At 37.1% G+C, this 24,050-nt stretch carries 23 protein-coding genes; 19 read left to right on the top strand and 4 right to left on the bottom strand.

Features of this window, described 5'->3' with window-relative positions:
* The first annotated feature begins 56 nt into the window (after positions 1-56).
* Both ACFQU5_RS06045 and ACFQU5_RS06040 read left to right on the top strand, forming a co-directional pair.
* The gene (locus ACFQU5_RS06045; RefSeq protein WP_390285751.1) at positions 57-1,535 is read left to right on the top strand and encodes a UDP-N-acetylmuramoyl-L-alanyl-D-glutamate--2,6-diaminopimelate ligase; all 1,479 of its coding nucleotides are present in this window, start codon (positions 57-59) and stop codon (positions 1,533-1,535) included.
* Between the two features lie 251 nt (positions 1,536-1,786).
* Positions 1,787-2,236: a YlbF/YmcA family competence regulator gene (locus ACFQU5_RS06040; protein WP_390286536.1), complete on the top strand. Its 450-nt coding sequence runs from the start codon at positions 1,787-1,789 to the stop codon at positions 2,234-2,236.
* 280 nt (positions 2,237-2,516) lie between these two features.
* On the opposite strand, the gene ACFQU5_RS06035 is transcribed toward ACFQU5_RS06040, so the two are convergent.
* A complete protein-coding gene (locus tag ACFQU5_RS06035) occupies positions 2,517-3,443 on the bottom strand; it encodes a glycerophosphodiester phosphodiesterase family protein (protein WP_390285749.1) in 927 nt (308 codons plus the stop codon).
* Between the two features lie 335 nt (positions 3,444-3,778).
* Between ACFQU5_RS06035 and ACFQU5_RS06030 the strand changes: the two genes are divergently transcribed.
* Positions 3,779-4,051, top strand: coding sequence for a YlbG family protein (locus ACFQU5_RS06030; RefSeq protein WP_107933808.1), 273 nt, complete (start codon positions 3,779-3,781; stop codon positions 4,049-4,051).
* 508 nt (positions 4,052-4,559) lie between these two features.
* Here ACFQU5_RS06030 and ACFQU5_RS06025 read toward each other — a convergent pair.
* A complete protein-coding gene (locus tag ACFQU5_RS06025; RefSeq protein WP_390285747.1) occupies positions 4,560-4,949 on the bottom strand; it encodes a DUF7147 family protein in 390 nt (129 codons plus the stop codon).
* A 55-nt stretch (positions 4,950-5,004) separates the two neighbouring features.
* Between ACFQU5_RS06025 and ACFQU5_RS06020 the strand changes: the two genes are divergently transcribed.
* From ACFQU5_RS06020 to coaD, 3 genes are all read left to right on the top strand, one after another.
* A complete protein-coding gene (locus ACFQU5_RS06020) occupies positions 5,005-6,417 on the top strand; it encodes a stalk domain-containing protein (protein ID WP_390285745.1) in 1,413 nt (470 codons plus the stop codon).
* Between the two features lie 72 nt (positions 6,418-6,489).
* On the top strand, positions 6,490-7,044 hold the full coding sequence (rsmD, locus tag ACFQU5_RS06015; protein WP_390285743.1) for a 16S rRNA (guanine(966)-N(2))-methyltransferase RsmD: 555 nt from the start codon (positions 6,490-6,492) through the stop codon (positions 7,042-7,044).
* 32 nt (positions 7,045-7,076) lie between these two features.
* Positions 7,077-7,562 carry a pantetheine-phosphate adenylyltransferase gene (gene coaD, locus ACFQU5_RS06010; RefSeq protein ID WP_390285741.1) on the top strand — a complete coding sequence of 162 codons (486 nt, stop codon included), beginning with the start codon at positions 7,077-7,079 and terminating at the stop codon, positions 7,560-7,562.
* Positions 7,563-7,657: 95 nt separating this feature from the next.
* Here the strand turns inward: coaD and ACFQU5_RS06005 are convergent, their stop codons facing one another.
* Positions 7,658-8,569, bottom strand: coding sequence for a hypothetical protein (locus ACFQU5_RS06005; protein WP_390285739.1), 912 nt, complete (start codon positions 8,567-8,569; stop codon positions 7,658-7,660).
* A gap of 108 nt (positions 8,570-8,677) precedes the next feature.
* On the opposite strand from ACFQU5_RS06005, the gene ACFQU5_RS06000 reads away from it, so the two are divergent.
* Positions 8,678-9,724: a SepM family pheromone-processing serine protease gene (locus ACFQU5_RS06000; protein ID WP_390285737.1), complete on the top strand. Its 1,047-nt coding sequence runs from the start codon at positions 8,678-8,680 to the stop codon at positions 9,722-9,724.
* 807 nt (positions 9,725-10,531) lie between these two features.
* Here the strand turns inward: ACFQU5_RS06000 and ACFQU5_RS05995 are convergent.
* Positions 10,532-11,740: a nucleotidyltransferase gene (locus tag ACFQU5_RS05995; protein ID WP_390285735.1), complete on the bottom strand. Its 1,209-nt coding sequence runs from the start codon at positions 11,738-11,740 to the stop codon at positions 10,532-10,534.
* A 220-nt stretch (positions 11,741-11,960) separates the two neighbouring features.
* On the opposite strand from ACFQU5_RS05995, the gene ACFQU5_RS05990 reads away from it, so the two are divergent.
* The 12 genes from ACFQU5_RS05990 (at position 11,961) to ACFQU5_RS05935 (ending at position 24,005) form a co-directional block, all read left to right on the top strand.
* Positions 11,961-12,488, top strand: coding sequence for a YceD family protein (locus tag ACFQU5_RS05990; RefSeq protein WP_390285733.1), 528 nt, complete (start codon positions 11,961-11,963; stop codon positions 12,486-12,488).
* Between the two features lie 24 nt (positions 12,489-12,512).
* Positions 12,513-12,686 carry a 50S ribosomal protein L32 gene (gene rpmF, locus ACFQU5_RS05985; protein WP_107933823.1) on the top strand — a complete coding sequence of 58 codons (174 nt, stop codon included), beginning with the start codon at positions 12,513-12,515 and terminating at the stop codon, positions 12,684-12,686.
* 180 nt (positions 12,687-12,866) lie between these two features.
* The gene (locus ACFQU5_RS05980) at positions 12,867-13,625 is read left to right on the top strand and encodes an enoyl-CoA hydratase/isomerase family protein (protein WP_390285730.1); all 759 of its coding nucleotides are present in this window, start codon (positions 12,867-12,869) and stop codon (positions 13,623-13,625) included.
* Positions 13,626-13,787: 162 nt separating this feature from the next.
* The gene (locus tag ACFQU5_RS05975; protein WP_390285728.1) at positions 13,788-14,171 is read left to right on the top strand and encodes a transcriptional regulator; all 384 of its coding nucleotides are present in this window, start codon (positions 13,788-13,790) and stop codon (positions 14,169-14,171) included.
* A 473-nt stretch (positions 14,172-14,644) separates the two neighbouring features.
* Complete coding sequence (locus tag ACFQU5_RS05970; protein WP_390285726.1) at positions 14,645-15,547, top strand: ketopantoate reductase family protein; 903 nt, start codon at positions 14,645-14,647, stop codon at positions 15,545-15,547.
* Positions 15,544-15,936 carry a DUF3397 family protein gene (locus ACFQU5_RS05965; RefSeq protein WP_390285724.1) on the top strand — a complete coding sequence of 131 codons (393 nt, stop codon included), beginning with the start codon at positions 15,544-15,546 and terminating at the stop codon, positions 15,934-15,936. Before ACFQU5_RS05970 ends, ACFQU5_RS05965 begins: the two co-directional genes overlap by 4 nt.
* A gap of 124 nt (positions 15,937-16,060) precedes the next feature.
* Complete coding sequence (gene bshC / locus ACFQU5_RS05960; RefSeq protein ID WP_390285722.1) at positions 16,061-17,680, top strand: bacillithiol biosynthesis cysteine-adding enzyme BshC; 1,620 nt, start codon at positions 16,061-16,063, stop codon at positions 17,678-17,680.
* 260 nt (positions 17,681-17,940) lie between these two features.
* Entirely contained in the window at positions 17,941-18,372 is a 432-nt protein-coding gene (gene mraZ, locus ACFQU5_RS05955; RefSeq protein WP_390285720.1) for a division/cell wall cluster transcriptional repressor MraZ, read from the top strand.
* Positions 18,373-18,403: 31 nt separating this feature from the next.
* The gene (rsmH, locus tag ACFQU5_RS05950; RefSeq protein ID WP_390285718.1) at positions 18,404-19,354 is read left to right on the top strand and encodes a 16S rRNA (cytosine(1402)-N(4))-methyltransferase RsmH; all 951 of its coding nucleotides are present in this window, start codon (positions 18,404-18,406) and stop codon (positions 19,352-19,354) included.
* Positions 19,355-19,726, top strand: coding sequence for a cell division protein FtsL (ftsL, locus tag ACFQU5_RS05945; RefSeq protein WP_390285716.1), 372 nt, complete (start codon positions 19,355-19,357; stop codon positions 19,724-19,726).
* Entirely contained in the window at positions 19,723-21,948 is a 2,226-nt protein-coding gene (locus tag ACFQU5_RS05940; RefSeq protein WP_486395094.1) for a penicillin-binding protein, read from the top strand. The genes ftsL and ACFQU5_RS05940 overlap by 4 nt, the downstream gene beginning before the upstream one ends.
* Positions 21,949-22,079: 131 nt before the next feature.
* Positions 22,080-24,005, top strand: coding sequence for a stage V sporulation protein D (locus ACFQU5_RS05935; RefSeq protein ID WP_390285712.1), 1,926 nt, complete (start codon positions 22,080-22,082; stop codon positions 24,003-24,005).
* Positions 24,006-24,050: the final 45 nt, after the last annotated feature.

The following is a 24,050-nucleotide window of genomic DNA, read 5'->3' as shown; positions in this document are numbered from 1 at the left end:
ATATTTTAGTGTCACGATTGAAACCTAGGCATAAAATAGGGAAAAGGAGTGACAACTTGCAATTAGCAGAACTTTTAAAAGAATGGCCATGTACTGTAAAAGGTGGTTCTATTCGAGTTGAAGTAACTGGAATTGAGGATTATGCACAAGGTGTTAAAGAAGGCGATTTATTCATCGTAAGAAAAGGTCGAAAGTCTGATGGATTAAAATATGTCGATATGGCAATTAACAATGGAGCAGTTGGAGTCGTCATTGAAGATGAAAAACAGTTGGATTCATTAAAATTAACTGTGCCAGTCATCTGGGTTCCGAATGTCTTGAAATTTATGTCATATGGTGCTGCAAAAATAAATCAATTTCCAGCTGACGCAATGCAAGTTATTGCAATTACAGGTACGAACGGAAAAACAACTGTTAGTCACTTTATCGGACAGCTACTACATGCACTACATAAAAACGTAATAGTCATTGGAACTAACGGAATCTATATTAATGGCGTTGAAGTGAATATTGATTATGAGCATTTAACTACACTTCAGCCGAAACATTTACACAAAATTTTAAAAATAGCAGTTAGTCGTGGAGTAGAATATGTCGTCTTAGAAGCTTCCTCCATGGGTCTTGCAAAACATCGTCTTGATGATTGTTCGATTGATATTGGCGTTTTCTTAAATTTAGCAGAAGATCATATTGAGGACCATGGTTCTTATGAAAAGTATAAAGTTGCAAAACAGCTGCTTGCTACGCTTTCAGATCAACTTGTACTAAATGGGGACGATTCTTTTTGTCGTACAGTAGGTCTCCAAGCAAAAAAGAAAAAAGCATATTTTGGATTAGGAAATCGAGTAGATTATCAATTACAGCTTCTTGCTGAAGGATTTACGACCTCAACATGTTGTCTGCAAAGTAATAAAGGGCAAAAAGTGTTCTCAATACCTTTCGTTGGTGAACATCATCTACAAAATACCATTGCAGCCATTACAACTGTAAGTGAATTAGGTTTTCCAATAGAGGATATTTGCGATGTCGTTCATAAACTTACTTTACCAGATGGTCGGTTAGAAACGATTGAAAATACTTTAGATATAGATATCTATATTGATTATGCTCATACAGAAGCGGCATTAAGGGCAGTGTTGCAAACATTAAATAAAACAGTAAAAAGAAATTTAGTTGTTGTTTTCAGTTGTGGTGGTGACCGGGATAAACACAAAAGAATCAAGATGGGTGCGGTCGCCTCAAAATATGCTGATATGATCTATTTGACAACAGATAACCCGCGTAGTGAAGATCCAGAACTCATCAATGCTCAGATTGCCGCAGGCTTTTCCCCAAAGCAACAGTATGAAATGATATTAGATCGGGGAAAGGCGATTGAAACCGCGATTCGCCAGGCAAAAAAAGGAGACACTATCCTCATTGCAGGAAAGGGTCATGAGACCACTCAAACAATTGGTTCCACGGAGTTTGATTTCTCTGATTTTGAAAGTGTAAAGTTGGCACTTAAAAGAGTGTTAAAAGATCATGTTGAATAAAAGTTGTGTCCCAAAAGTTTGTTTAAGAGACTTTGGGACTTTTTTTGTATAGGAAAGTAGAAGTTTCAGAGATTATGGCGAATGATGTCCTCGATTTCGCGCTTTTTTGTCGAGTTGTATTTTTCTCCATAAACAAATTTTGGAACTAACTACAACAAAATTCATTAACCCCATTAAAATAAAAAACTTCTTAATACAAACTTTACTTAAATTCTGCTATGATTGGTAGTAGTAGATTGGAGGAAGTAATGATGATCATGACATCTGAATGGGTCTTCATTTTAGATGAAGCAGAGGAAATAAGTGCGATGATCCTTTCATCAGAACAAGCTCAAAAATTACGAAGTGCATATGATGAGGTTTATAGCGATGAAAATCTAGTCCATCAAATTAATGCATTTAATCGCATGAAAGAACAATATGAGGATGTCCAACGATTTGGAAAATACCATCCTGATTACCATACAATTATGAAACAAATTCGTCAGCAAAAAAGAAGTCTAGATTTAGATGAACGTGTTGCGAATTTAAAGATAGTGGAAAATGATTTTCAAGATTTGCTTGATGAAATCAGTTTAATCATTGGAAAATCCGTTTCAGAGGCTGTAAAGGTGCCAGTAAGTAATCCGTTTTTTGCAACAAGCTCTTCTTCTTGTGGTACGGGCTGTGGTACTGGAGGAAGCTGTTCTTGCTCTGCTTAAAAAAACATCTCTAGGGCAGAAACACTCAGAGTGTAGACAAAGTCGAATATCGACTTTGTCTACACTTTTTTTAATGATTTCTAAAAAAATATGTACCCAGACTGTAGGCGAAACCCGAGATTACGAGTTAGCCTACAGTCTTTTTATTTCGAAACAAAAGTTCATAGTCTTTTAAATTAAGTTAGTTGAAAGGAGTAGACACTTTGAATCGCTACTCTTTTTTAAAAAATTCTATTTGCATATACCTCTAAGAAACTTCAAATAACAGGGTTACTATCTATTATTCGTCTTCATTTTCCTCATCTTGTATGCTTTGAAGGACAGTGACTGCAATATCGGGTCGGTCAGTTACAATACCTTTCGCACCATTTTCGATTAAGCTTCTCATCGTGTCTGCATCGTCTATTGTCCAGTAGTGAACTGGAATGTTCAGCTTTGCAAGAAAGGCGATAAATCTCGGTGAATCTAAAGAAACCATGCCATGCTTTGTTGGTATTTGGAATACGTCAACTTTTGGGTGATACAGATGACCAAATTGACTTGTGAATGCTGTAAAGGCTTTTCTTACATCGTTTTCTCCAGCACCTAAAGCAACTCGATTTTGTGCATATAAGTTAAAACGATCGACTTGTTCGCTATAAAAACTTGTAATGACGATGCGGTTTTGTGCTTCAAATTCTTCAATGAGCCGCCATAATTTAGAAGGCATTAAGCTTCCTTCATATGTATCAGGATGATCTTTAATATCAATATTAATATACATATTAGGGAACACTTCTAACAGTTCACGCAAACTGACGATTTCAACTTTTTCTTCTTTATATGGGAATTGTCCTTCTAAATCCTCAAAGTGATAGCCAAAATTTAATTGTTTCAATTCTTCTAAAGTGAAATCTTTTACGGATCCCATACCGTCACTTGTACGTTCGACTGTTTCATCGTGGAATACTACAATTTCTTCATCCTTTGTTAAGCGTATATCAATTTCAAAACCATCTACACCCAAAGCTTGCGCTTTTTCGAAAGCAAGCATTGTATGTTCTGGGGCTAGTCGAGAGCCTCCGCGATGAGCAAGCACAATTGGTCGATCATATTGTAATACTTCTTTAGCTTCTCTTTTTTGTGGTCTTATGATTGCCTTACTACCAGCCCAAGCTGCTGCACTGGCAGCTGCAATAGCGATAGCTACTTTTGTTTTTTTACCCATGGTAATCCTCCTTCGATCCTGCTATGTGTTCAATATTCAAAAATGTTACAGCAAATATTCTTCTTTTAAATTTGGAGCAGGTACCCCTTAGTAATTGTAAGTTTAAAGTCCATCTTTATTAGGCGGCATTTCCTCTATCGTAGTTAAAAGGAAACGAAAAACCTGTATAATTAATAACTTCGATTATGGATACAAGTAAATCTAAATGAAAGTAAAAGAATTGTAAACTCTCTAGAAATGATTATAACGGAAATTATATACTAGTGTCACTAAACTCTGTTGCTATCAAAATTGAGATTATGGTATCCTTTTATGTAAGAAATGAGGGAAATGAAATGCAAGAGCGACAAGGTTTAATTGTATACATTCATCAGTTGAAACATGCAAAAAGTCTAAGAAAATATGGACATGTACATTATATTTCTCGAAAGCTAAAATATGTTGTTATTTATTGTAATCGTCAAGAAATTGAAGGAACAATAAATAAAATACAACGCCTTCCATTTGTGAAAGACGTTGTAGAGTCGTTTCGTCCCTTTTTGAAAACCGAGTTTGAAAATGCTAAACCGGACAAAGCGAAAGAATATGACTATAAAGTTGGTTTGTAATCATTTAAAAGATATGAAAGTATGATTTCGAGGAGTGTCTAGCTGCAGGTGCTAGCTCCTCGACAACTGGAAGAATCGCCTGCAAGGACAAAAAGCGTCCTTTTATCGATTCTTCCGCAGCACAGGATATGCAAGTGCCGACAAAGCCACAGGACGTGGCGTTTTTGTCGGCCAATTGTTGGGGCTCACAGGATGTGAGTCATGTCGACGATGCAGCAGGACGTTGCGGATTAGTCGACGCGGAGCATGCGAGCACAATCCGCTTTTCTTGTCTAGCTGCAGGTGCTAGCTCCTCTGACAATTTCAGAATCGTCTGCAAGGACAAAGAGCGTCCTTTTGCCGATTCTTCCGCAGCACAGGATGTGCAAGTGCCGACAAAGCCACAGGACGTGGCGTTTTTGTCGGCCAATTGTTGGGGCTCACAGGATGTGAGTCATGTCGACGATGCAACACGATGTTGCGTTTTCGTCGACGCGGAGCTGGGAGAGCACCTTCCGCTTTTCTACACTTATTGTTTTGGTGGAATAAAATGATTCATTCGTAATATGCCAATTAAATGCTGATAATACAAAACTGTTTCTGAAAATACTGAAGAGTGTTTTACTTCCATTGGAATTGCTTTCTTACCTAGTTCATGTAAGGTTTGTTCAAAGATTTCAAGTCGTTTGGATGGCTTTTCCGGATTATACGGAATCCCTTCGCGACATACATATATCGGCATAAATTTACTTTCCCCTACCGGTTTTAGGGCGACAGCAATGGAAGCAACCTGTGCGTCACCTTTTTTTGAAATAAAGATAAAGGCATGATGATATCTTTTTTCATTTGTTTTAATAAGTTCGCAAAGTTCATAAATGTCTCCAAACCCACGCCCAAGTTCTATAAATTGTTGAATCAACTTTCACACATCCTTTCCGATAACAATAGTATCACGACGAAAGGGGGGAAGGCACATGAAATATGCAATAAGTTTACTGGGAGTTTTACTGCTCGTAATTTGCGGAACACTCTTCCTTCAATATCAGGTATTTTCAGATAAGCTTGATACTGAAGTAGGTGATTTTACATATACTCAGGAAATTGAAATTACATATCGAAATGGAAGTTTGGATATTCGGCAACATATTCATAATTTAACTAACCAATCTATAGATATTTCTTGGCCGAACTTAGCGGTAAGCACAGATTGTTTTCTAGAATCAGAAACTAGCTGTGACCGATTAAGCGAAGACAAAACGAAATTTGAAGCTTCCACGAACAGAAATGCGTCTTTATCCTACATTATTCCTTTAAATGATGGGCTAAAGAGTAATCAACTATTAAAAGATATTTTTGTCACACTAAATAATGGTTATGCGGCGTATTCTACAGTTCATATTTCAACAGACAGTGACGTGCAGGGACAATGGATCACTGGGTTGCCGTTAATAGGAAAGCAGTCACTATCACTGGTCAACTATTCAATGTTTGCTGGGACGGGAGAGATTTCAGAAATTTATTGGCAAAGTGGAGAAATGAGTATTCAAAATGTAACTGACCAATTAACCTTTTATTCCCATAAGCCATTAAGCAAAGAATTAAGTAAACAGCTGAAAGCCATGCCATTTATAAGTGAAGATCATATTGTTGTTGTGCAAGGCGGTAAGAATATTGCCGTTCAACCAGGAAAACGTATTTTCTTTTTGGATGAGCTTTCGACGGCCTCCTTGAATGACAAGGTTATTCTTTCGCAAGTAAGAACACAATATGAACTAGAAGAAAGTCCGCAGTGGTTAAGTGAAGTGTTGGCGTCGTTTTTAACGGATTCGGCAATTGGCAGCAGCAAATCCGTTGAAATGTTTAAGACTTTAACAAACCAAATGTCAGATGCTCAGATGTTGAGCTGGGTAGAAAAGTTGAACGATATCAAAGGTTCTAAAGTTACACCAGAACAATTAGACGAACTATTATCTAATGTATTTGGCCTCCATACGGAATTTTTCGCAACGAATGAAATGACCGAAGATATTTTTCCGTTTTTATTCAATGACGAACGAGACGTAACTGTAGAAGGTGATCTGAAAGAAGAAGTGAAGATAATATTGAAAGATGGACAAATTCTTTACCCTCTAAATCCAATCCTAGAAAGCTTGGGTTATCAAACTTCGGTAGGAGAAAATGGCTATTACATTCAAAATGAAACACAGAAGTATAGATTCCCTCAAGGTTATGGGTTTTATGTTTACAACAATCAACGATATAATACAATTTCCGAACCACTAACGGTCATAGCAGATAACTACTATATCGAAGAGACATGGTTGCAAAAACTGTTTAGTGTAGACATACAAAAAGATGAAAGTTCCATAACAATAAAACAGCAATAAGAACAACAATATAATGTGGGCTTAGTGCTCTAGCTACAGCAACTTAACAATAATAAAAGGCTTGGTGATAAAATGCGAGTTGTAGCAGGTGAAAGAAAAGGAATGCCGCTAAAAGCAATTACAGGAACAACTACTAGACCGACAACTGATAAAGTAAAGGAATCTATTTTTAATATTATTGGTCCTTTCTTTGACGGTGGGATTGCGTTGGATTTATTTGCAGGTAGTGGGGGACTTGGCATTGAAACTTTGAGCAGAGGTGCCAGTAAGGCCATATTTGTTGAAAAAGATGGTCGTGCATTTCAAACCTTGCAGGAAAATATAAAAAAATGCCGTTATGAAGAGGTATCAGAATCCTTTAAAACGGATGCCACACGTGCTGTAAAAGGGTTATTAAAAAGAGACATTCAACTAGATTATTTGTTTTTGGACCCGCCTTACCATAAAACGGAATACTATAATTTACTAAACTTGTTAGTAGATCACGGGAAGCTGTCTGAAGATGCAATTATTCTTTGTGAACATTCCAATGAGGTAAGCTTGCCGTCAAATTATGGTCCATACGTTTTAACAAGGCAAGAAACATATGGAAGTACCATTATATCTGTTTATCGAAATGAGCTTTAAGGAAATTGCTAAAGGGAAATGGGGAGAAATCGTTGTCTGAAAAAATTGCAGTAGTACCGGGAAGTTTTGATCCAATAACGAATGGACATTTAGATATTATAAAACGTGCAGCAGATGTGTTCGACACCATTTATGTTGCTGTGTTAAATAATTCTTCCAAGAAGCCGCTTTTTTCGATAGAGGAAAGAATTGAGTTGATTTCGGAGGTTACGAAAGATATCCCGAATATTCGAATTGAAAGTTCTTCAGGATTATTGATTGATTATGCCAGAGCTAAAAATGCAAAAGCAATTGTTCGGGGGCTGCGTGCGATTTCGGACTTTGAATACGAAATGCAAATCACTTCCATGAACAAATTTTTAAACGAAGCAATTGAAACTTTTTTCATCATGACAAAGAACCAGTATTCTTTCTTAAGTTCAAGCATTGTGAAAGAGGTAGCACAGTATGGAGGTACAGTCACTGGCCTTGTTCCGGAAATTGTAGAGAAAGCATTGCTAGAAAAATTCAATAAATAACAAAAAATTATCATGCATAAATCTAACGACAGAATCCTAGAATAAGATTCTGTCGTTTTTTAGTCCGAAAATTTCGGACGACGATCTGGGGTCGATTACCATAGGAAGAGCAGGTAAAAAAGAGTAGGAATTAAAAATACAAATACAATTCTCATTAATATATATGGCTTTAGAGACAAGTGTTCACTTTTTGCAATAACTGCAACTTGCATATGGATACTCAGGCCTTGGCTTGTTAAAAAAGTAGCCATAAGGACTAGAAGAAGTGTATGATGATCGGCGAAGAGTTCTTGTGCTATCCGCAAACCGTTTGTCATTTCAAGCATTGCTGCAATAAGCAGCATGACATTATTATGTATGTCAGGGACTAAGCTTTTAACAGAATGCATGACAACCGTATAAATTGTAGTGAAAAAAATAATTGTAGCACCAACAATCAGGACTGTAGGAATACTATCCTTCACACTGCTAGTAAAAGGGTTGGATTGTTTTGATGTGGTATCAGTGAAGGCAATGGCTTTTCCCTTGTCCTCTCTGCGAAAGTAAAAAAATACCCCGCTTAAAATCAGTAGTGAAACAATATGATATAAAATTAAGAATTGCCAGCTAAAAGTTGTATCATTTAATAAATCATTTCCTACAAAACCCAATACGAAAAGAGGGCTTGGACTATGACAAATGCTTAAGAGAATATTCGCCTCTCGAAGGGATATTTGTTTGCTTTTCTTCAAGTAAGTAATCGTCGCAGCACCTGTGGGAAACCCCCCAAGAGCACTAATCCCGTAGGTTTTAAAATAAAGCTTGAACCTTGATGAAGAATTACTTGTATTTGGCGTTAATCTGATAAACCATTGAGTTAAGATTAAATAGGGCAATAAGTAGGGAAATAGAGCCTCCATAAATAATTCGACACCTAAATCAGTACCTTCATGTGCGATTCCTGGGAAAAATAATAATAAACAGATTAATGTGATACAGATAAATAAATAGAGTACAGGAATAAGCATCATCTCTTTTCAAATTTTTGTTTTCCATTTCCGCAAATGCTAAACTAATATATGCGACGTGTTAAAATTTTAGTCTTAAAAGGTTACTTTATGGAGGTGCTACATATATTGAAAAAATCATTGCTTTATATGATTATCCTGTTCGTCATCGTCTTTTTCTTAAGTTTTTATAGGCTTGATTACTATATTATGAAGCCTGGTAGTGCCTATGATGTTAGTGAATTTGTCACGGTGGAAGATGGCGATAAAAACCACGAAGGAACTATGAGTTTAATGACCGTAGCAATGGCTCAAGCAACACCTCTTACATATGCTGTTTCGTACTTTAAGGAGTTTGAGGAAGTTTTTAAAGAAGAAGATGTAAGACAAGAGGAAGAAGACGAAGAAGAGTATAGTGTACGTCAATTAAAGCTAATGTCGGATTCCCAATTTAATGCATTATTTATTGCCTTCCAAAAAGCCAACCTTCCGTACACAATAGAATACCACGGGGTAACGGTGCTAAATGTGCTAGCTGATGGCGCAGCAGATGGAGAGCTTGAACCGGGAGATGAAATAGTAGAAGTGGATGGTGTTTTAATCGAAAAAGCACAGGAGCTTACACATATACTAAGCGCAAAGAAAGAAAATGAGGCAGTTGAATTAGTTATCGACCGAAATGACAAACTGCTGGATCGAAAAATAGCTTTGAAACCGATACCCGGTAGTGAAAAAGTGGGGATTGGTATAACGTACTCCGAAAGCAAGCTTATCAAAACAGAGCCAAATGTAAATGTGGACGCCGATAAGATCGGTGGCCCCTCAGCAGGTCTAATGTTTACTTTAGAGATTCTAAATCAGCTACTCGATGAAGATCTAACAAAAGGATATAGTATTGCAGGTACAGGTGAAATGAATGAAGATGGTACAGTGGGGCGAATTGGCGGGATTGAAAAGAAAGTGGTCGCAGCTGACAAAGATGGGGTAGAAATCTTTTTCGCGCCAGATGATAATATCACTGAAGCAATGCTTCAAGTCAATCCACATCTAAAATCAAATTACGAAGCCGCAGTCGAAACGGCTGAAAAAATCCATACCGATATGGAAATTGTAGCTGTAAAAACAATTGATGACGCACTTGACTATTTGGAGAAACTTAAACCAAAAGATGACTAAGATTGTTGTGGCTATTTAGGAGGAGAAAAGGAAACGCCTTTTTCTCCTCCTTATTATTTTATTGGGAAGTCTTGTGGAATAGTGTCTGTGAGAAAAGTTGTCGCGGACAGGAGAAGAGGAAAATGTGTGCGAGCCCGTGAGAGAAGGTCTCGCGGACAGGAGAAGTGGAAAATGTGATAAACAAGTCCATGAGAAGCAGTCTCTTGGACAGGAGAAGTGGAAAATGTGATAAACGAGTCCATGAGAAGCAGTCTCTTGGACAGGAGAAGTGGAAAATGTGATAAACAAGTCCGTGAGAAGCAGTTTCGTGGACTGAGAAGTGAGAAATGTGATAAACGAGTCCGTGTGAAGCAGTCTCTTGGACAGGAGAAGTGGAAAATGTGATAAAGGAGTTCATGGGAAGCAGTCTCGCGGACAGGAGAAGTGGAAAATGTGATAAACAAGTCCATGAGAAGCAGTCACTTGGACAGGAGAAGTGGAAAATGTGATAAACGAGTCCGTAAGAAGCAGTCTCTTGGACAGGAGAAGTGGAAAATGTGATAAACAAGTCCATGAGAAGCAGTCTCTTGGACAGGAGAAGTGGAAAATGTGATAAGCGAGTCCGTGAGAAAGAGTCTCGCGGACAGGAGAAGTGGAAAATGTGATAAACGAGTCCATGAGAAGCAGTCTCTAGGACAGGAGAAGTGGAAAATGTGATAAAGGAGTCCATGGGAAGCAGTCTCGCGGACAGTAGAAGTGAAAATTGTGCAAATAGAGTCCGCCAGAAAAATTACGTTGCACTTATTCTTTATCCCCACTTTCCAATTTCTACAACCGTATCGGAGGGGTTTGATAATCTAATGCTATTTGCCTTCCTGACGACAGCTCCACCCCTAATGCAAACATTTCGGTTGCACGGATGTCCAATAACAACATTGGATCTTTAGTGGATGCTACACGGCTTATTAAGGGTAGTTGAAACTGTTTTTTATGCTGTGATAGGTAGGCCTGTCCGTTTTTTGTCATGCCTAATAATCGAATATAAGATGGATTTGCAGAATTGTGTAATTGCTCCTTAGTAATGCCAGTAAAAATATGGGTGACCATTCGCTGCAGTCTTGTCCAAGTATAACGTTTAGACTTGATGAGATTCATGAATTGGCTAAAAGAACTACTTTTTTTAGCAGCCTTAATTAGAGCAAATTCAATTCCTTCACTTACATCAGCAAAGCGAGTTAATTGTTCTGGCGTATTTCGCAAAATGGCGAAACGCAGGTAAGGCCAAAATGTCTCCCAATGCATAAAGGTATTGTACTGCTTATGCCAGTCTTCCAATAACTTAAATGATTCATTAGGAACAAATTGTTCAATTTCTTGTAATGATTGCCCCTCAAATATTGCCTTTCTTATTCCGGTTGCACTTGCAATGGTAGAGTCGGAATTAATGTCATCATGAAAACCGGCTTGAATCCGTGGAATTGTCATAGGCTCTATTCGTAGATTTAAACGTTTAGCTGCTTCGATATAGTGATAACCCAGAATGTTATTTGGCTTCGATAAATCTATTGTTTGATTTATTTCCTTTTGGCGAAGTTCTTCGTATGCCTTGTATAAACTTTGGGGATAACTAATTCCAGTTGTAACATACTGTTTAATAAGCGCATTATATCGTTCCTCGTTTGTCTTTAATAACGTAAAGGTGTTTATAAAGGGGTCAATAGAGCCCTCTTCACTACCGAAAGCAAAATTCGCACAGCCAACTGCCTCTAACAGTTGAATAGAACCTTCAGCAAAAAATGTAGCATGCCCGGTGCAGAAGGCATAGGGAAGTTCGATTACAATATCTACACCATTTTGTAGGGCCATCTTGGTGCGATGCCATTTATCGACAAGTGCTGGTTCCCCACGCTGCAAAAAGTGACCACTCATTACAGCAATGACCACATCAGCATTTGACTTGCTTTTTGATTGACTTATATGATAAAAATGTCCATTATGAAATGGATTATACTCAACAACCACACCAACAGCTTTCATTATGTTACACTCCTAAGGGGAATTATTTTCAGTTAAGAAAGTTTCGAAAAAATGGGTAAAGATGAGATATGGAGCTTTATTTGATATTCTCCTTTTTCTATCGTTTTTTCATTTAATTATTTAAATTATATTACTCAATTCTTATAGTGACAAGAAAATATCTTGACATCTAAAAATACACATTATATAATCAACATTGTTGTCTCGAGGTGATTAGTGAATGAAATGGTCAATTCATCAATTATCGAAGTATCGCCAAAATGGGATGCCGATTGATGCAGAAGTACAATTGGATGATGTAATGAAGCGAAACAAAGAAATTCGTCATATTTCACCCGTTCATGTAAAAGGACACTGTACTTTCGGTGCATCGCAAATGACATGTCAATTTACGATGACAGCGACATTAACACTACCATGTTCCAGGACATGGGAAGATGTTGAATATCCGATTAATGTCGATGCAGTTGAAATTTTCAGCTGGATAGAACCTGAACATCGTGGTAATGACGATGCAGATATACATTATATTGATGGTGAAGTTATCGACTTAAAACCAGTTTTAGAGGAACTTGTACTTCTTGAAGTGCCTATGCAAGTATTTAAAGAGGACACAGAAGGGAAAGTGCAGGGAGGCAAAAACTGGAGCTATTCAACAGATGAAGCTCGTCAAAAGGAAAATGACGAACCAAAAGTGGATCCAAGACTGGCTGATTTAGCTAAGTATTTTGATCAAACAGATGAATAGATAATCTGTAAGGAGGTGCCAATAATGGCTGTACCATTTAGAAGAACTTCTAAAACTGCAAAAAGAAAGCGTCGTACGCATTTCAAATTATCTGTACCTGGTATGGTAGCTTGCCCAAACTGTGGCGAAGCAACTTTATCTCACCACGTATGTAAAGCTTGTGGTCACTACAAAGGTAAAGAAGTAGTTAGTAAATAATACAGTATTTACTAATAATAAGGCTATTAGAGAGGCCATGGCTCTCTAGTAGCCTTTTTTATTTTTAGAAAATCTGATGCAACACCCAAGCTCCACCCTTGTAAAATCGAAATTCCTCCCTTACTATTTAATCAGTATGGTCTATTATTTCTTAAGTATCCATAAAGGGGATGTTTTAATGTGGCTTACAAAATAGAAAGCAAAGAGGGGATCATCACTTTCACTATTGCTCGGGAAGAAAAAAGAAATGCGGTAAATGATGAAGTGATGGAAGGTTTAAAGAAAGTTATTACATATATAAAAGAGCATAAAGATGTACGCTTTTTAGTAGTTACAGGTAGTGGAGAACAAGCTTTTTGCTCGGGTGGAGATTTATCGGAATTTCATCGTTTAAAAACCGAAGAACAAGCTTACGGGATGTTAAGCAAGATGGGAAATATCCTTTATGATTTAGCAACCTTACGTGTACCGACGATTGCATTAATAAACGGTGCTGCTGTTGGAGGGGGCTGTGAAATAGCAACTGCTTGTGATTTTCGACTGGTGGCAAGTCACGCAAAATGCGGCTTTATACAAGGGACTTTATCGATAACAAGTGGCTGGGGTGGCGGAACCTATTTGTTTGAGAGAGGGTTGCGACATGACCAGGCACTAAAAATGCTGATAGATTCGAAAAAATATGATGCAAAGCTTCTTTATGAAATAGGCTGGGCAATGCGTGTTTTCGAAGGTTCAAAAGAACAAGCATTAGAAGAATTTATTGCTGACATGAGAAAGATTCACCCAGATGTTCATCAAGCATATAAGGAAATTGAACTTCGAAAATGGCAAGAGAGAAATGTTTATGCAAGAGTGATGGAAGAAATTCATTTGTGTGCAAAACTATGGGAAAGTGATGCTCATAATGAAGCAGTAAATCGGTTTTTAAATAAGTCGTAATAAGAATGTGCTCTTCTCTGTAGTGTATGGGGAGTTAACTGACTCTTTTTGTATTAATAGTGGTAGAAGGAAATTTAATACAATTTATCCTTTTTCCAAGGTTTGTTATTCTATTTAATCTATTTACCTGCATATAGTAGTAAAAAATGCGAGGTGATAGAAATGGATGGAAAAAGACGTAAAGATCAATGGACGGCCGATGACGATGAAAAATTAGCCGAAATCGTCATTCAAGCAGTTCAAAATGGTAAAACACAACTTGAAGCTTTTGCTGAAGCTGCAAGTTTATTAAATCGTACAAAACAAGCATGTGGCTTCCGCTGGAATAAAACACTTAGACAGCAATATGGCCAAATGCTCAATAGCGTGCGAAAACGTCCAAAGCAATTAATGCGCAGCCATTTAAAACTAGCACTCAATAGTTTCGATGAATTAACCGAAGCATATAACGAACTGGAAACTAGATATCGCGAATTACAATCAGAACACGAAAAAATTCTGAAGTGGTTACAGCAAGGATCTAGCTTTATAGAACAGCAGAAATAAATTTTACCAGAGATTTTTGTCATTTAGTGTGTTTTTGTAAGATTAGCGAAGTCTTTAGAAGCTCTTATTCTTTTTTAAGAATTGCATCAATGTATTTAGGGTCGCCTAAATGAGAAAAAAGTAACTGAAATAACCATTACTTTAAACAGGTGGGCGGCACAAAAATGCATGATTATTTTGATGTAATCGTTATGCATGTGTCTTTTTCATCCGAGTGTTTATTTTTTGTACTTATTCTTAAAATTTTGTAATCGGGTCTAAAAATATGCCTAAACTGGGAATAAATTTCATATAACTTATCGTAAATACTTGGTATATCCATTATAATTAGGTATAAGAAGACAAGGTCTGCCATCTGGTAGACCTTTCATTTTCGTTATCAAAAAGTAATCTTACAAGGGGACGCTGCAATAAATAGTCCCCTTGTAATAAGAGCTTTTATAACATACAGTCAACGGACGAGAGGTGTATTGATGGAGATTGTTGTGATTGGTGCTGGCTCTGTTGGGATGCTGATAGCTAGCTTTTTATCGGAATATAATGATAGAGTAACTCTAATTACTAGGAGAGAAGAGCAGGCGAGAAATCTTAAGTTGTATGGGCTTCTGCGGAAAAATTCAGATGGTACATCTACTATAACTGAAGTCAATAGCAGCACTTGTTTGCCGGGACTTTCAAGGGATGCGTTAGTTATTATAACGGTCAAATATGGGCAATTGAAACAGGTTTATGACACATTGCATACTTTAGATCCTAGTATTCCACTCTTATTCCTGCAAAACGGTTTAGCTCATTTTGAAGAAGCTAATACTTTACCTCATCAATCAATAGCCTTTGGTTCATGTCAATTTGGGGCGCAACGTGAAAATGATAGAACCGTCCATCATCGTGGACATGGCCTTTTAAAGCTAGCGATTGAAAAAGGAGACACTCGTCCGTATACTCTCCTTTTGCAAAGTCCCAATCCCCTATTTCAAGTTGAAGTTGTAGAGAGTGCGGAGAACATGCTCTTTGAGAAGGCCTTATTAAATAGTTTCATTAATCCGTTAACGGCAATTTTAGAGGTTACTAACGGTATGTTGGTTGAAAACCCAATAACTCATTCTCTACTCGAAAATTTATATAAAGAATTAAAGGTTGCCTTCCCTGAAGAAGTGAAACAAGTTTCTTTTTCTGACGTGGAAAACCTATGTAGGAGAACTGCTGACAATAAGTCTTCAATGTTAGGGGATATTTTGAACTTAAGACCGACGGAAATTGAAACAATTGTTGGAGCGCTTTTAAAAAAAGCTGCCGATAGAGGCAAAACATTACCGATTTTGGAGACATTGTATTTATTAGTTTTAGCGAAGGAAGGAAGCGGTGAGAAAATGTGAAAATAATTATTCAATATTTGGTGAGTATCATTATCTTTTTCCCTATAATCTTATTTTTTATTGCATATGTACTTTCTCGTAAACGGAAAAAAAGTAAGGCAAAATCATTTGGAGTTGCAAGTGATGTAACGACAATTGTATTGTTTTTCTCGGTACCTCTTTCCATTTCAAGTTTATGGGAAAAGAATTACAATGTCTTTGTTTTTGTTATAGCGATTGTTATAGCGATTATTTTTACATACATAGATTGGCGTACAAAAAAAGAGATTGAAGTTTTGCGTTTATTAAAGAAAACATGGAGACTATACTTTATTCTATTAACAATCGCTTTTCTTATTATATGGATTGTTGGTTTGATTCAAAGTATAATTGAATATGCTTTTAGCTGATTTAAGCATTTTCTTTTGAAGTAGAAGTTCGATACTTTACAATAAGGAATGTGATGAAAACTTCAGGATAGATAGAAATTAGAACAATGCAGAAAACTGTTCGTAGAGTAGAGGAGATTTTTTTATGAGGCTGGAGCATATTGAAATACCAGTTAATAATAAATTACTAGCTGATTATTGGTCGGGTAGTGAAGAATTACTTTCATTTTTTGAGTATAAGTATAATGATGAAGCATTTAAAACTCGCTATAATTACTTAAAATCAAAGCATTATTATAATAAAGAGTTAAGTAGTATTATTCGTCAATTTATGGAACCAATTGGTATTTCCGATAAAGTAGAAGATAATTTAACTGCTCTGGCAAATGGATCAGTTGCTATAGTCGGAGGTCAACAAGCAGGGATTTTAACTGGTCCATTGTATTCTGTTCACAAAGCCATTTCAGTCATTCTGTTGGCAAAGGAGCAGAGTGAAAAGCTAGGAGAAAAAATTGTTCCTATTTTCTGGATTGCAGGGGAAGACCATGATCTAGATGAAATCAATCATACCTTTACGGTTGATAGCGGTACTATCAAGAAACGTGTATATAGTGAGCGTTCTAAATTGAAAACGATGGCTTCAACAACGAACATTCAAAAAGAAAAATTGAAAAGTTTAATCGGTACAATTTTCAAAGACTATGGTGAGACAGAATATACCCAAACATTATATAAAAGCTGTATCAATCAATTGGAACAAAGTCAAACTTTTACTGACTTTTTTGCCCGTTTAATGAATGAATTGTTCAAGACTGAAGGTTTGTTAATGATTGACGCCGCTTTTGAGCCCTTTAGAAAACTTGAATCAGATTTCTTTGTTAAGATAATCGAGCTAAACGAGGAAATTGCAAAAGTTGTTGTTGAAAAGGAACAACTTTTGGATAGGGAAGGGTTTGGTTCTCCAATAGATGCCAGTGAAGAGAATGCAAATCTCTTTTACGTGCAAGAAGGCGAACGATTTTTATTACAAAGAAATGAAGAGCAATCTTATCAAGATGCCAGTGGGTTTATTACATTAACTAGGGAAGAACTATTAGAGGTTGCCAAAAACAATCCAGAAAAGTTAAGTAATAATGTGGTAACGAGACCTCTTATGCAAGAGATGACGATTCCGGTATTAGCTTTTGTTGGCGGTCCAGGTGAACTAGCTTATTGGGCGACCTTAAAGGATGCCTTCAAAGTTCTAGATCTACAAATGCCTATTTTGGCACCAAGGTTGAACATTACTCTGTTAGAACGAAAAATAGAACAGCTCCTTGCTACATACCAATTATCGATTCTAGACATTATGAGTGGAAAAGCACAATCATTAAAAGCGCAATATATTGACAATGTGCAGGATTCGGAAGCAAAACAACAGCTTGAAGAGTTAAATCATGCCGTGAAAGAGCAGTATAAAAAGTTGGATGCTCACTTAAAAACACAGCAACTTGAACTGCAATCTTTAGTTGAAAACAATATAAAATATCATGAAAAGCAGTTTAAGTATTTAAGTAAAAAGATTGAACAGCAAGTACTCATAAAGCATGATAAAACAATTCGTCAATTTGATATGATGCAACTCGAAATCTATCCAAATGAAAGTCTGCAAGAGCGCGTTTATAATCCTTTCCAATATATGAATCATTATGGACCTACTCTAATAGAGGATTTATGTTCACTTCCATTGGAAATTGCAAATAAGCACTATGTAATCCTTCTGTAATAATTGTAGTGCGAGTTTAATGTTGGTGGGTCATTATACCTAATATAGCGTTGGAAGCCCGGTATGTAGAGCTTTGGGTTCAGAAAAAGGAAGTCGTCTCAAATAGAGACGACTTCCTTTTTTGTGCCAAATTTCACATGAGTAGAAGTGTAGAAAAGTACTATATACACAAATTGTAAAAAGTAGTTAACAATCTCTTTAAAAATGTGGAGGAAAGTGGGGGAATGTGGTACATTATTTACTAAAGTGGGGTGAGTAGCATGTTCATGGGAGAATATCAACATTCCGTTGATGCAAAAGGGCGCCTAATTATACCTTCCAAATTTCGTGAGGACCTAGGAAATACTTTTGTTATTACACGCGGACTTGATAACTGTCTATTTGGATATCCTATGAATGAATGGCGAAAACTCGAAGAAAAATTAAAAGAATTGCCCATGACAAAAAAAGATGCCCGTGCTTTTGCAAGGTTCTTCTTTTCTGGAGCAACAGAAGTTGAAATAGATAAGCAAGGGAGAATTAATATCCCATCGACATTAACTGCTTACGCAAAGCTTGAAAAAGAATGTGTAGTGTTAGGTGTATCAAGTAAAATTGAGATTTGGGCTAAAGAATCTTGGGAATCTTATTTCAACGATGCTGAAAATTCTTTTAATGAAATAGCAGAAAATTTAATTGGCTTTGACTTCTAGTTAAGTATGCGCCAAGAAGGAGTAATGGTTAATGTTCGATCATACAACCGTATTATTAAAAGAAACTGTTGATGGACTGAACATCAATCCACAAGGGATTTATGTGGATTGTACATTAGGTGGCGCTGGGCATAGCGAATACTTAGTACAGCAATTATCATCAGAAGGTCGACTCATTTGTTTCGACCAAGATACGACAGCAATAGAAAATGCAAAAGTACGATTAGTAGATTATTTAGATCGTGTGATATTCGTTCATTCGAATTTCCGTAATGTTAAAGAAGAGTTGCAGAAACTTAATATTCAAAAAATTGATGGTATTTTATATGACTTGGGTGTTTCTTCTCCACAATTAGATACACCAGAGCGCGGATTTAGTTATCATCATGATGCACCTTTAGATATGCGTATGGACCAAACAGCACCGCTTTCTGCTTTTCATGTAGTGAATGAATGGGCTTATGAAGATTTAGTACGTATTTTTTTCCGCTATGGGGAAGAAAAATTCTCAAAGCAGATTGCACGTAAAATTGAGGAAGCAAGAAAGAACGCACCAATTGAAACAACAGGGCAACTGGTTGAACTGATTAAAGAAGGCATACCTGCTCCTGCTCGGAGAAAGGGTGGTCACCCGGCAAAAAGAGTATTTCAAGCTATTCGAATTGCGGTTAATGATGAATTGGGTGCTGCGGAAGATTCATTAGTCGACGCAGTTGAGTTGTTAAAGATTGGCGGGCGAATTAGTGTCATCACATTCCATTCGTTAGAGGACCGTCTAACCAAATCGATTTTTAAAGAGGCTTCATCACTTCCAGAATTACCACCAGGATTCCCAGTAATTCCGGATGAGTACAAGCCTATATTAAAACTTATTACAAGAAAGCCAATAGTGCCAACAGAAGAGGAGTTAGAAATAAATAACCGTTCACGTTCAGCAAAACTAAGAATTGCCGAGAAAATTAACGAGAAAGGAAGAGGGTAAATGGCAGTACGTGCTAGGCAAAATGCTTATATTGGACAACCAGTAAAGCCTGAACAACAACAACAAATTAAACAACAAAGTAGTAAAAGAAAGAAATCGTTCATTACGCCCAAAGAAAAAATGCTCTATATAGCTTTCGTTGTCATGGTTGCAGTTCTAGCAGTTACAATACTACATAAACAAAGTTCAATTCAGCAAACGACCATGCAAATACAACAGATTGAATCAGAAATCACAGAAATCGAAAAACAAAATGTGAATTTAAAAGTTCAAGTAAGTGAGCTGTCAACCTATGAAAGAATTTGGGAGAAAGCAAAAGAACTCGGTTTAACACTTAATGAGAAAAATGTGAAGGTAGTGCCGGGAGAATGAAAAAAAAGAGATTTCGATTCCAATGGGGAGCCTTTCTAATGCTAGTTATTTATGGAGGGCTCTTTTTTGCATTATTTATCCGCATCTTTTATATTCAGTCAACCGGTGAAGTTAAAGGACAACAGTTAGAAGCTAGAGCAGCTGCACTCTATGGAAAAGAAGCGGTCTTATCAGCTGAACGCGGTAAGATTCTTGACCGTAATGGAGGTGTCATTGCAGAAGATACATTAAGTTATCGACTAATAGCCGTTGTAAATCCCGAAGCAACGACAGACAAAGACGAACCTAGACATGTACAAAACCCAGAAGAAACTGCTAAAGTACTTGCAAAATATATTTCGATGGAAGAGTCTGAGATTTATAGTATCTTAACGAAAAAATTAAGTGATGGAAGAACGCCATATCAAGTAGAATTCGGAGTGGCGGGGCGCAGTATTAGTCATGAAACGATGACGGCCATAAAAGAAGAAGGTCTTGACGGAATTATTTTTGCAAGTGATTCTAAAAGGTATTATCCTAATGGTCCCTTTGCTTCACATTTAATCGGCTTTGCATTAAAGGAAGAGCAAAAAGATGGCAACTTTAAAACCGTTGGAAAAATGGGATTGGAGTATACGTATAATAAAGAATTAACAGGTGTAGATGGTTCATTGCAATATGATAGTGATATATTCGGATACTTACTTCCAAATAGCGAGAAGATGGTGAAACCTGCGGAAAATGGGGATGACATCTATTTAACACTAGATAAGACAATTCAAAACTTCTTAGAAGAGTCAATGACAAATGTCTATAAAGAATACAATCCCGAAGCGATGATAGCAGTTGTAGCCGACCCAAAATCTGGAGAGATTTTAGCGATGTCACAGCGGCCAACCTTCGATCCGGATACTAGAGACGGGCTTGATTCATGGAATAATGACATCATTGAGTCAGTAATTGAACCTGGTTCTACCATGAAAACTTTTACTCTAGCAACAGCGATTGAAACGAATAATTGGCATCCAAACGCTTACTATCAATCAGGTTCTTATACGCTGCTTGGAGATACTATTCGAGACCATAACCAAAGAGGTTGGGGGCAGATTACGTATTTAGAAGGATTCCAAAGGTCATCGAACACAGCTATGGCTAATATGCTAGAGTATATCGGGAATGATAGATTAATAGATTATTTTAAAAAATTTGGGTTCGGTGAAAAAACAGGTATCGACTTACCTGGTGAAGCTTCAGGTACATTGTTGACGAATTGGCCGATAAACTATGTCACAACATCTTATGGACAAGGTTCTACTGTTACACCTATTCAGCTTGTTCAAGCAATGACAGCAATTGCAAACGATGGTGAAATGATGCAACCATATGTAATTGATAAAATAGTAGATTCTACTACTGGCGAAGTAATTAAGGACGAAAAGCCAACGGTGAAAGGGAATCCAGTATCTAAAGAAACAGCAAAACAAGTTCGAGAGATTTTGGCTTCTACTGTAACTGCAGAAGATGGTACCGCTAAAAGTTTTGCTATTGAGGGCTATGATGTAGCTGGGAAAACTGGAACAGCGTATATACCAAGAGCGGATGGGTCAGGAAGATACTTGACTGGAAACAAAAATAATTATCTATATTCGTTTTTAGGAATGGCTCCTGCAGATAACCCGCAATTAATTGTCTATGTTGCGGTAAAACAACCTAGACTAGAGGCAACAGAGGTTGGTTCTGCACCTGTTTCAGAAGTGTTCACTTCTGTTATGCAAAATAGTTTAAAATATCTAAATATCAATCCGGAAGACGTCGCAGAAGCAGAGACAACAACGATGAAGGATTATGTTGGCGAAAATGCTGAAAATGTTCAATTGGACTTAGTGAATGAAGGGGTTACACCTGTTGTTATTGGAGAAGGCGGTAAAATACTATCTCAATATCCTGAAAAAGATTTATCGATTACAAAGGGTAGTATTGTCTTTTTGAAAACGCAAGGCTCCGTTACTTTACCGTCATTTAAAAATTGGTCATTAAGAAATCTGCTTGTTTATAAGATGATGTCTGGGTTGTCGATTGAAATAGTAGGGGAAGGTTATGTTGAAAGTCAAAGTGTTTCCGCCGATACTGTAATCGGCGAAGGGTCCCCGATCGTTGTGCAATTAAGGACACCTGAAGAAACATATTCCACTACTCCGGTTGAAGAAACATCTGCTGAGGGAGAAGAATTACCGCAAGATTAACTTCATTCAGCAAATGCCGGGCTCCTATCAAATGGCGGGTTGAAAACATAAGCAAGAATAATTTGATAAAAGCATCCGAATAGAACTCGTTTTTAATTCATACTTTGTTAAAAACGAGGTGTGAATATTATATGAAGTGGATTTCAACCATTTCAAAAAATCGCTTAAAGTTAATTGTTTATGGTTTTATTCTTTTTGGTATAGCTGTAGTTATTCGCTTATTCTATGTACAAGTCATTCAGCATGATGAGCTAACTGAACTAGCAAAAGAAAACTGGGACAGGGAAATTCCATTTGCCTCGGAAAGAGGCGAAATCGTAGACCGCAAAGGGGAAGTCATAGTAACAAATAAATTGGCCCCAACTCTTTATTTTATGCCAGCACAAAATGATAATATTGAAGAAGCTGCAAAACAAATCGCTTCCGTATTAGACCTTGATGCAGAAAAATTGTTTGAGAAAATGAATAAACGTACTTATTTAGTAAAACTTGCACCAGAAGCTAAAAATATTACGTATGAACAAGCTGTGGAAATCCAAAGTCTAAAAATTGACGGGCTGTATAGTGGTGTGGATTATGTTCGACATTATCCTTATGGGAATCTACTATCCCGATTTATCGGATTTACAGGATATGATACACAAGGCCTTGCTGGAATTGAATATCAATATAACAAGGTTTTAACTTCTAAAGAGGCGGCGATTCGACTCTATACTGATGCGCAAGGGAATTCCTTGCCACATGTGGATGATGAATGGCGTGAGGGAGATCAAGGTGCAACTGTTGAGTTAACGATTGATTTGGAAGTCCAAAAGGTAGTGGAAAGAGAATTATCGCAGGCTATGGAAAAATATGATGCGGATCAAGCATTAGCAATCGCAATGAATGTTAATACTGGTGAGATATTAGGATTATCATCTTATCCTACATATGATCCTGCTAACTTTTCTGAAGTAGATCAATCAATCTATAACCGCAATCTACCTGTTTGGATGACCTATGAGCCAGGATCAACATTTAAAATTATTACACTTAGTGCAGCACTTGAAGAAAAAGTTGTAGACTTAGAAAAAGATACCTTCTTTGACAAGGGGTATACAATGGTAGAAGATACACGCCTTCGTTGTTGGAAGCGTGAGGGACATGGACAAGAAACCTTTTTGCAAGTTGTAGAAAATTCCTGTAATCCAGGCTTTATCGAGCTTGGACAGCGAGTTGGAGCTGATAAGCTTCTACAATATATAAAAGATTTCGGCTTTGGTGAACCTACTGGGTCAAACATTCCAGGGGAAGCCTCAGGAATTCTTTTTTCTAAAGAAGCTTTTGGTCCGGTTGAACACGCAACAACCTCCTTTGGTCAAGGGATTGCTGTTACACCAATTCAACAGGTTACAGCTGTGGCGGCTGCAGTAAACGGCGGGAAATTATTTACACCATATGTAGTTTCAAAAGTCGTTGACTCAGAAACTGGTAAAATCATTACTGAAAATAAGCCCGAAATGAAAAGAACGGTAATAAGTGAAGAGACATCTGCAGAAGTTCGAAATGCTTTGGAATCAGTTGTTGCAAATGGTTCTGGTAGACAAGCATTTCGTGATGGTCTTCGAATTGGCGGAAAAACAGGAACAGCACAAAAAGCAGTGGATGGTCGATATAAAGATGGTGAATATATCGTATCATTTATTGGATTTGCTCCTGCAGATAAGCCGGAAGTGGTCGTTTATGTGGCAATCGACAATCCGAAAAGCGCAACTGTTTTTGGAAGTACAATTGCTGCACCAATCGTTGGTCAAATAATTGAGGATATTGCACCAACAGTCGGGATAGAAGTAGACCGTGAAGGACAGATGGAAAAACAATATCGTTGGGGAGACCCAATAACTGACCGCGTACCTAATTTAGTTGGCTATTCTGTGGATGAATTAGCAAAATTGCAGTATCCATTTAAAATAGAGGTACATGGAGAAGGCACGACTGTAAAAGCACAATTGCCTGAACCAGAAAATATTCTTGAACAAGATGGGACAATACATCTTTATTTAGATGGAAAAAATTAATTATTAACTTCTTAGTTTAAATGCTAAACATAAATTTTAGAGTAG

This window comes from Ureibacillus sp. GCM10028918, assembly GCF_042666115.1.
In the GTDB taxonomy this organism is placed as follows: domain Bacteria; phylum Bacillota; class Bacilli; order Bacillales_A; family Planococcaceae; genus Ureibacillus.
Note: the sequence above shows the minus strand (reverse complement) of the source record. Positions and strands in the feature narration are given on the sequence as shown.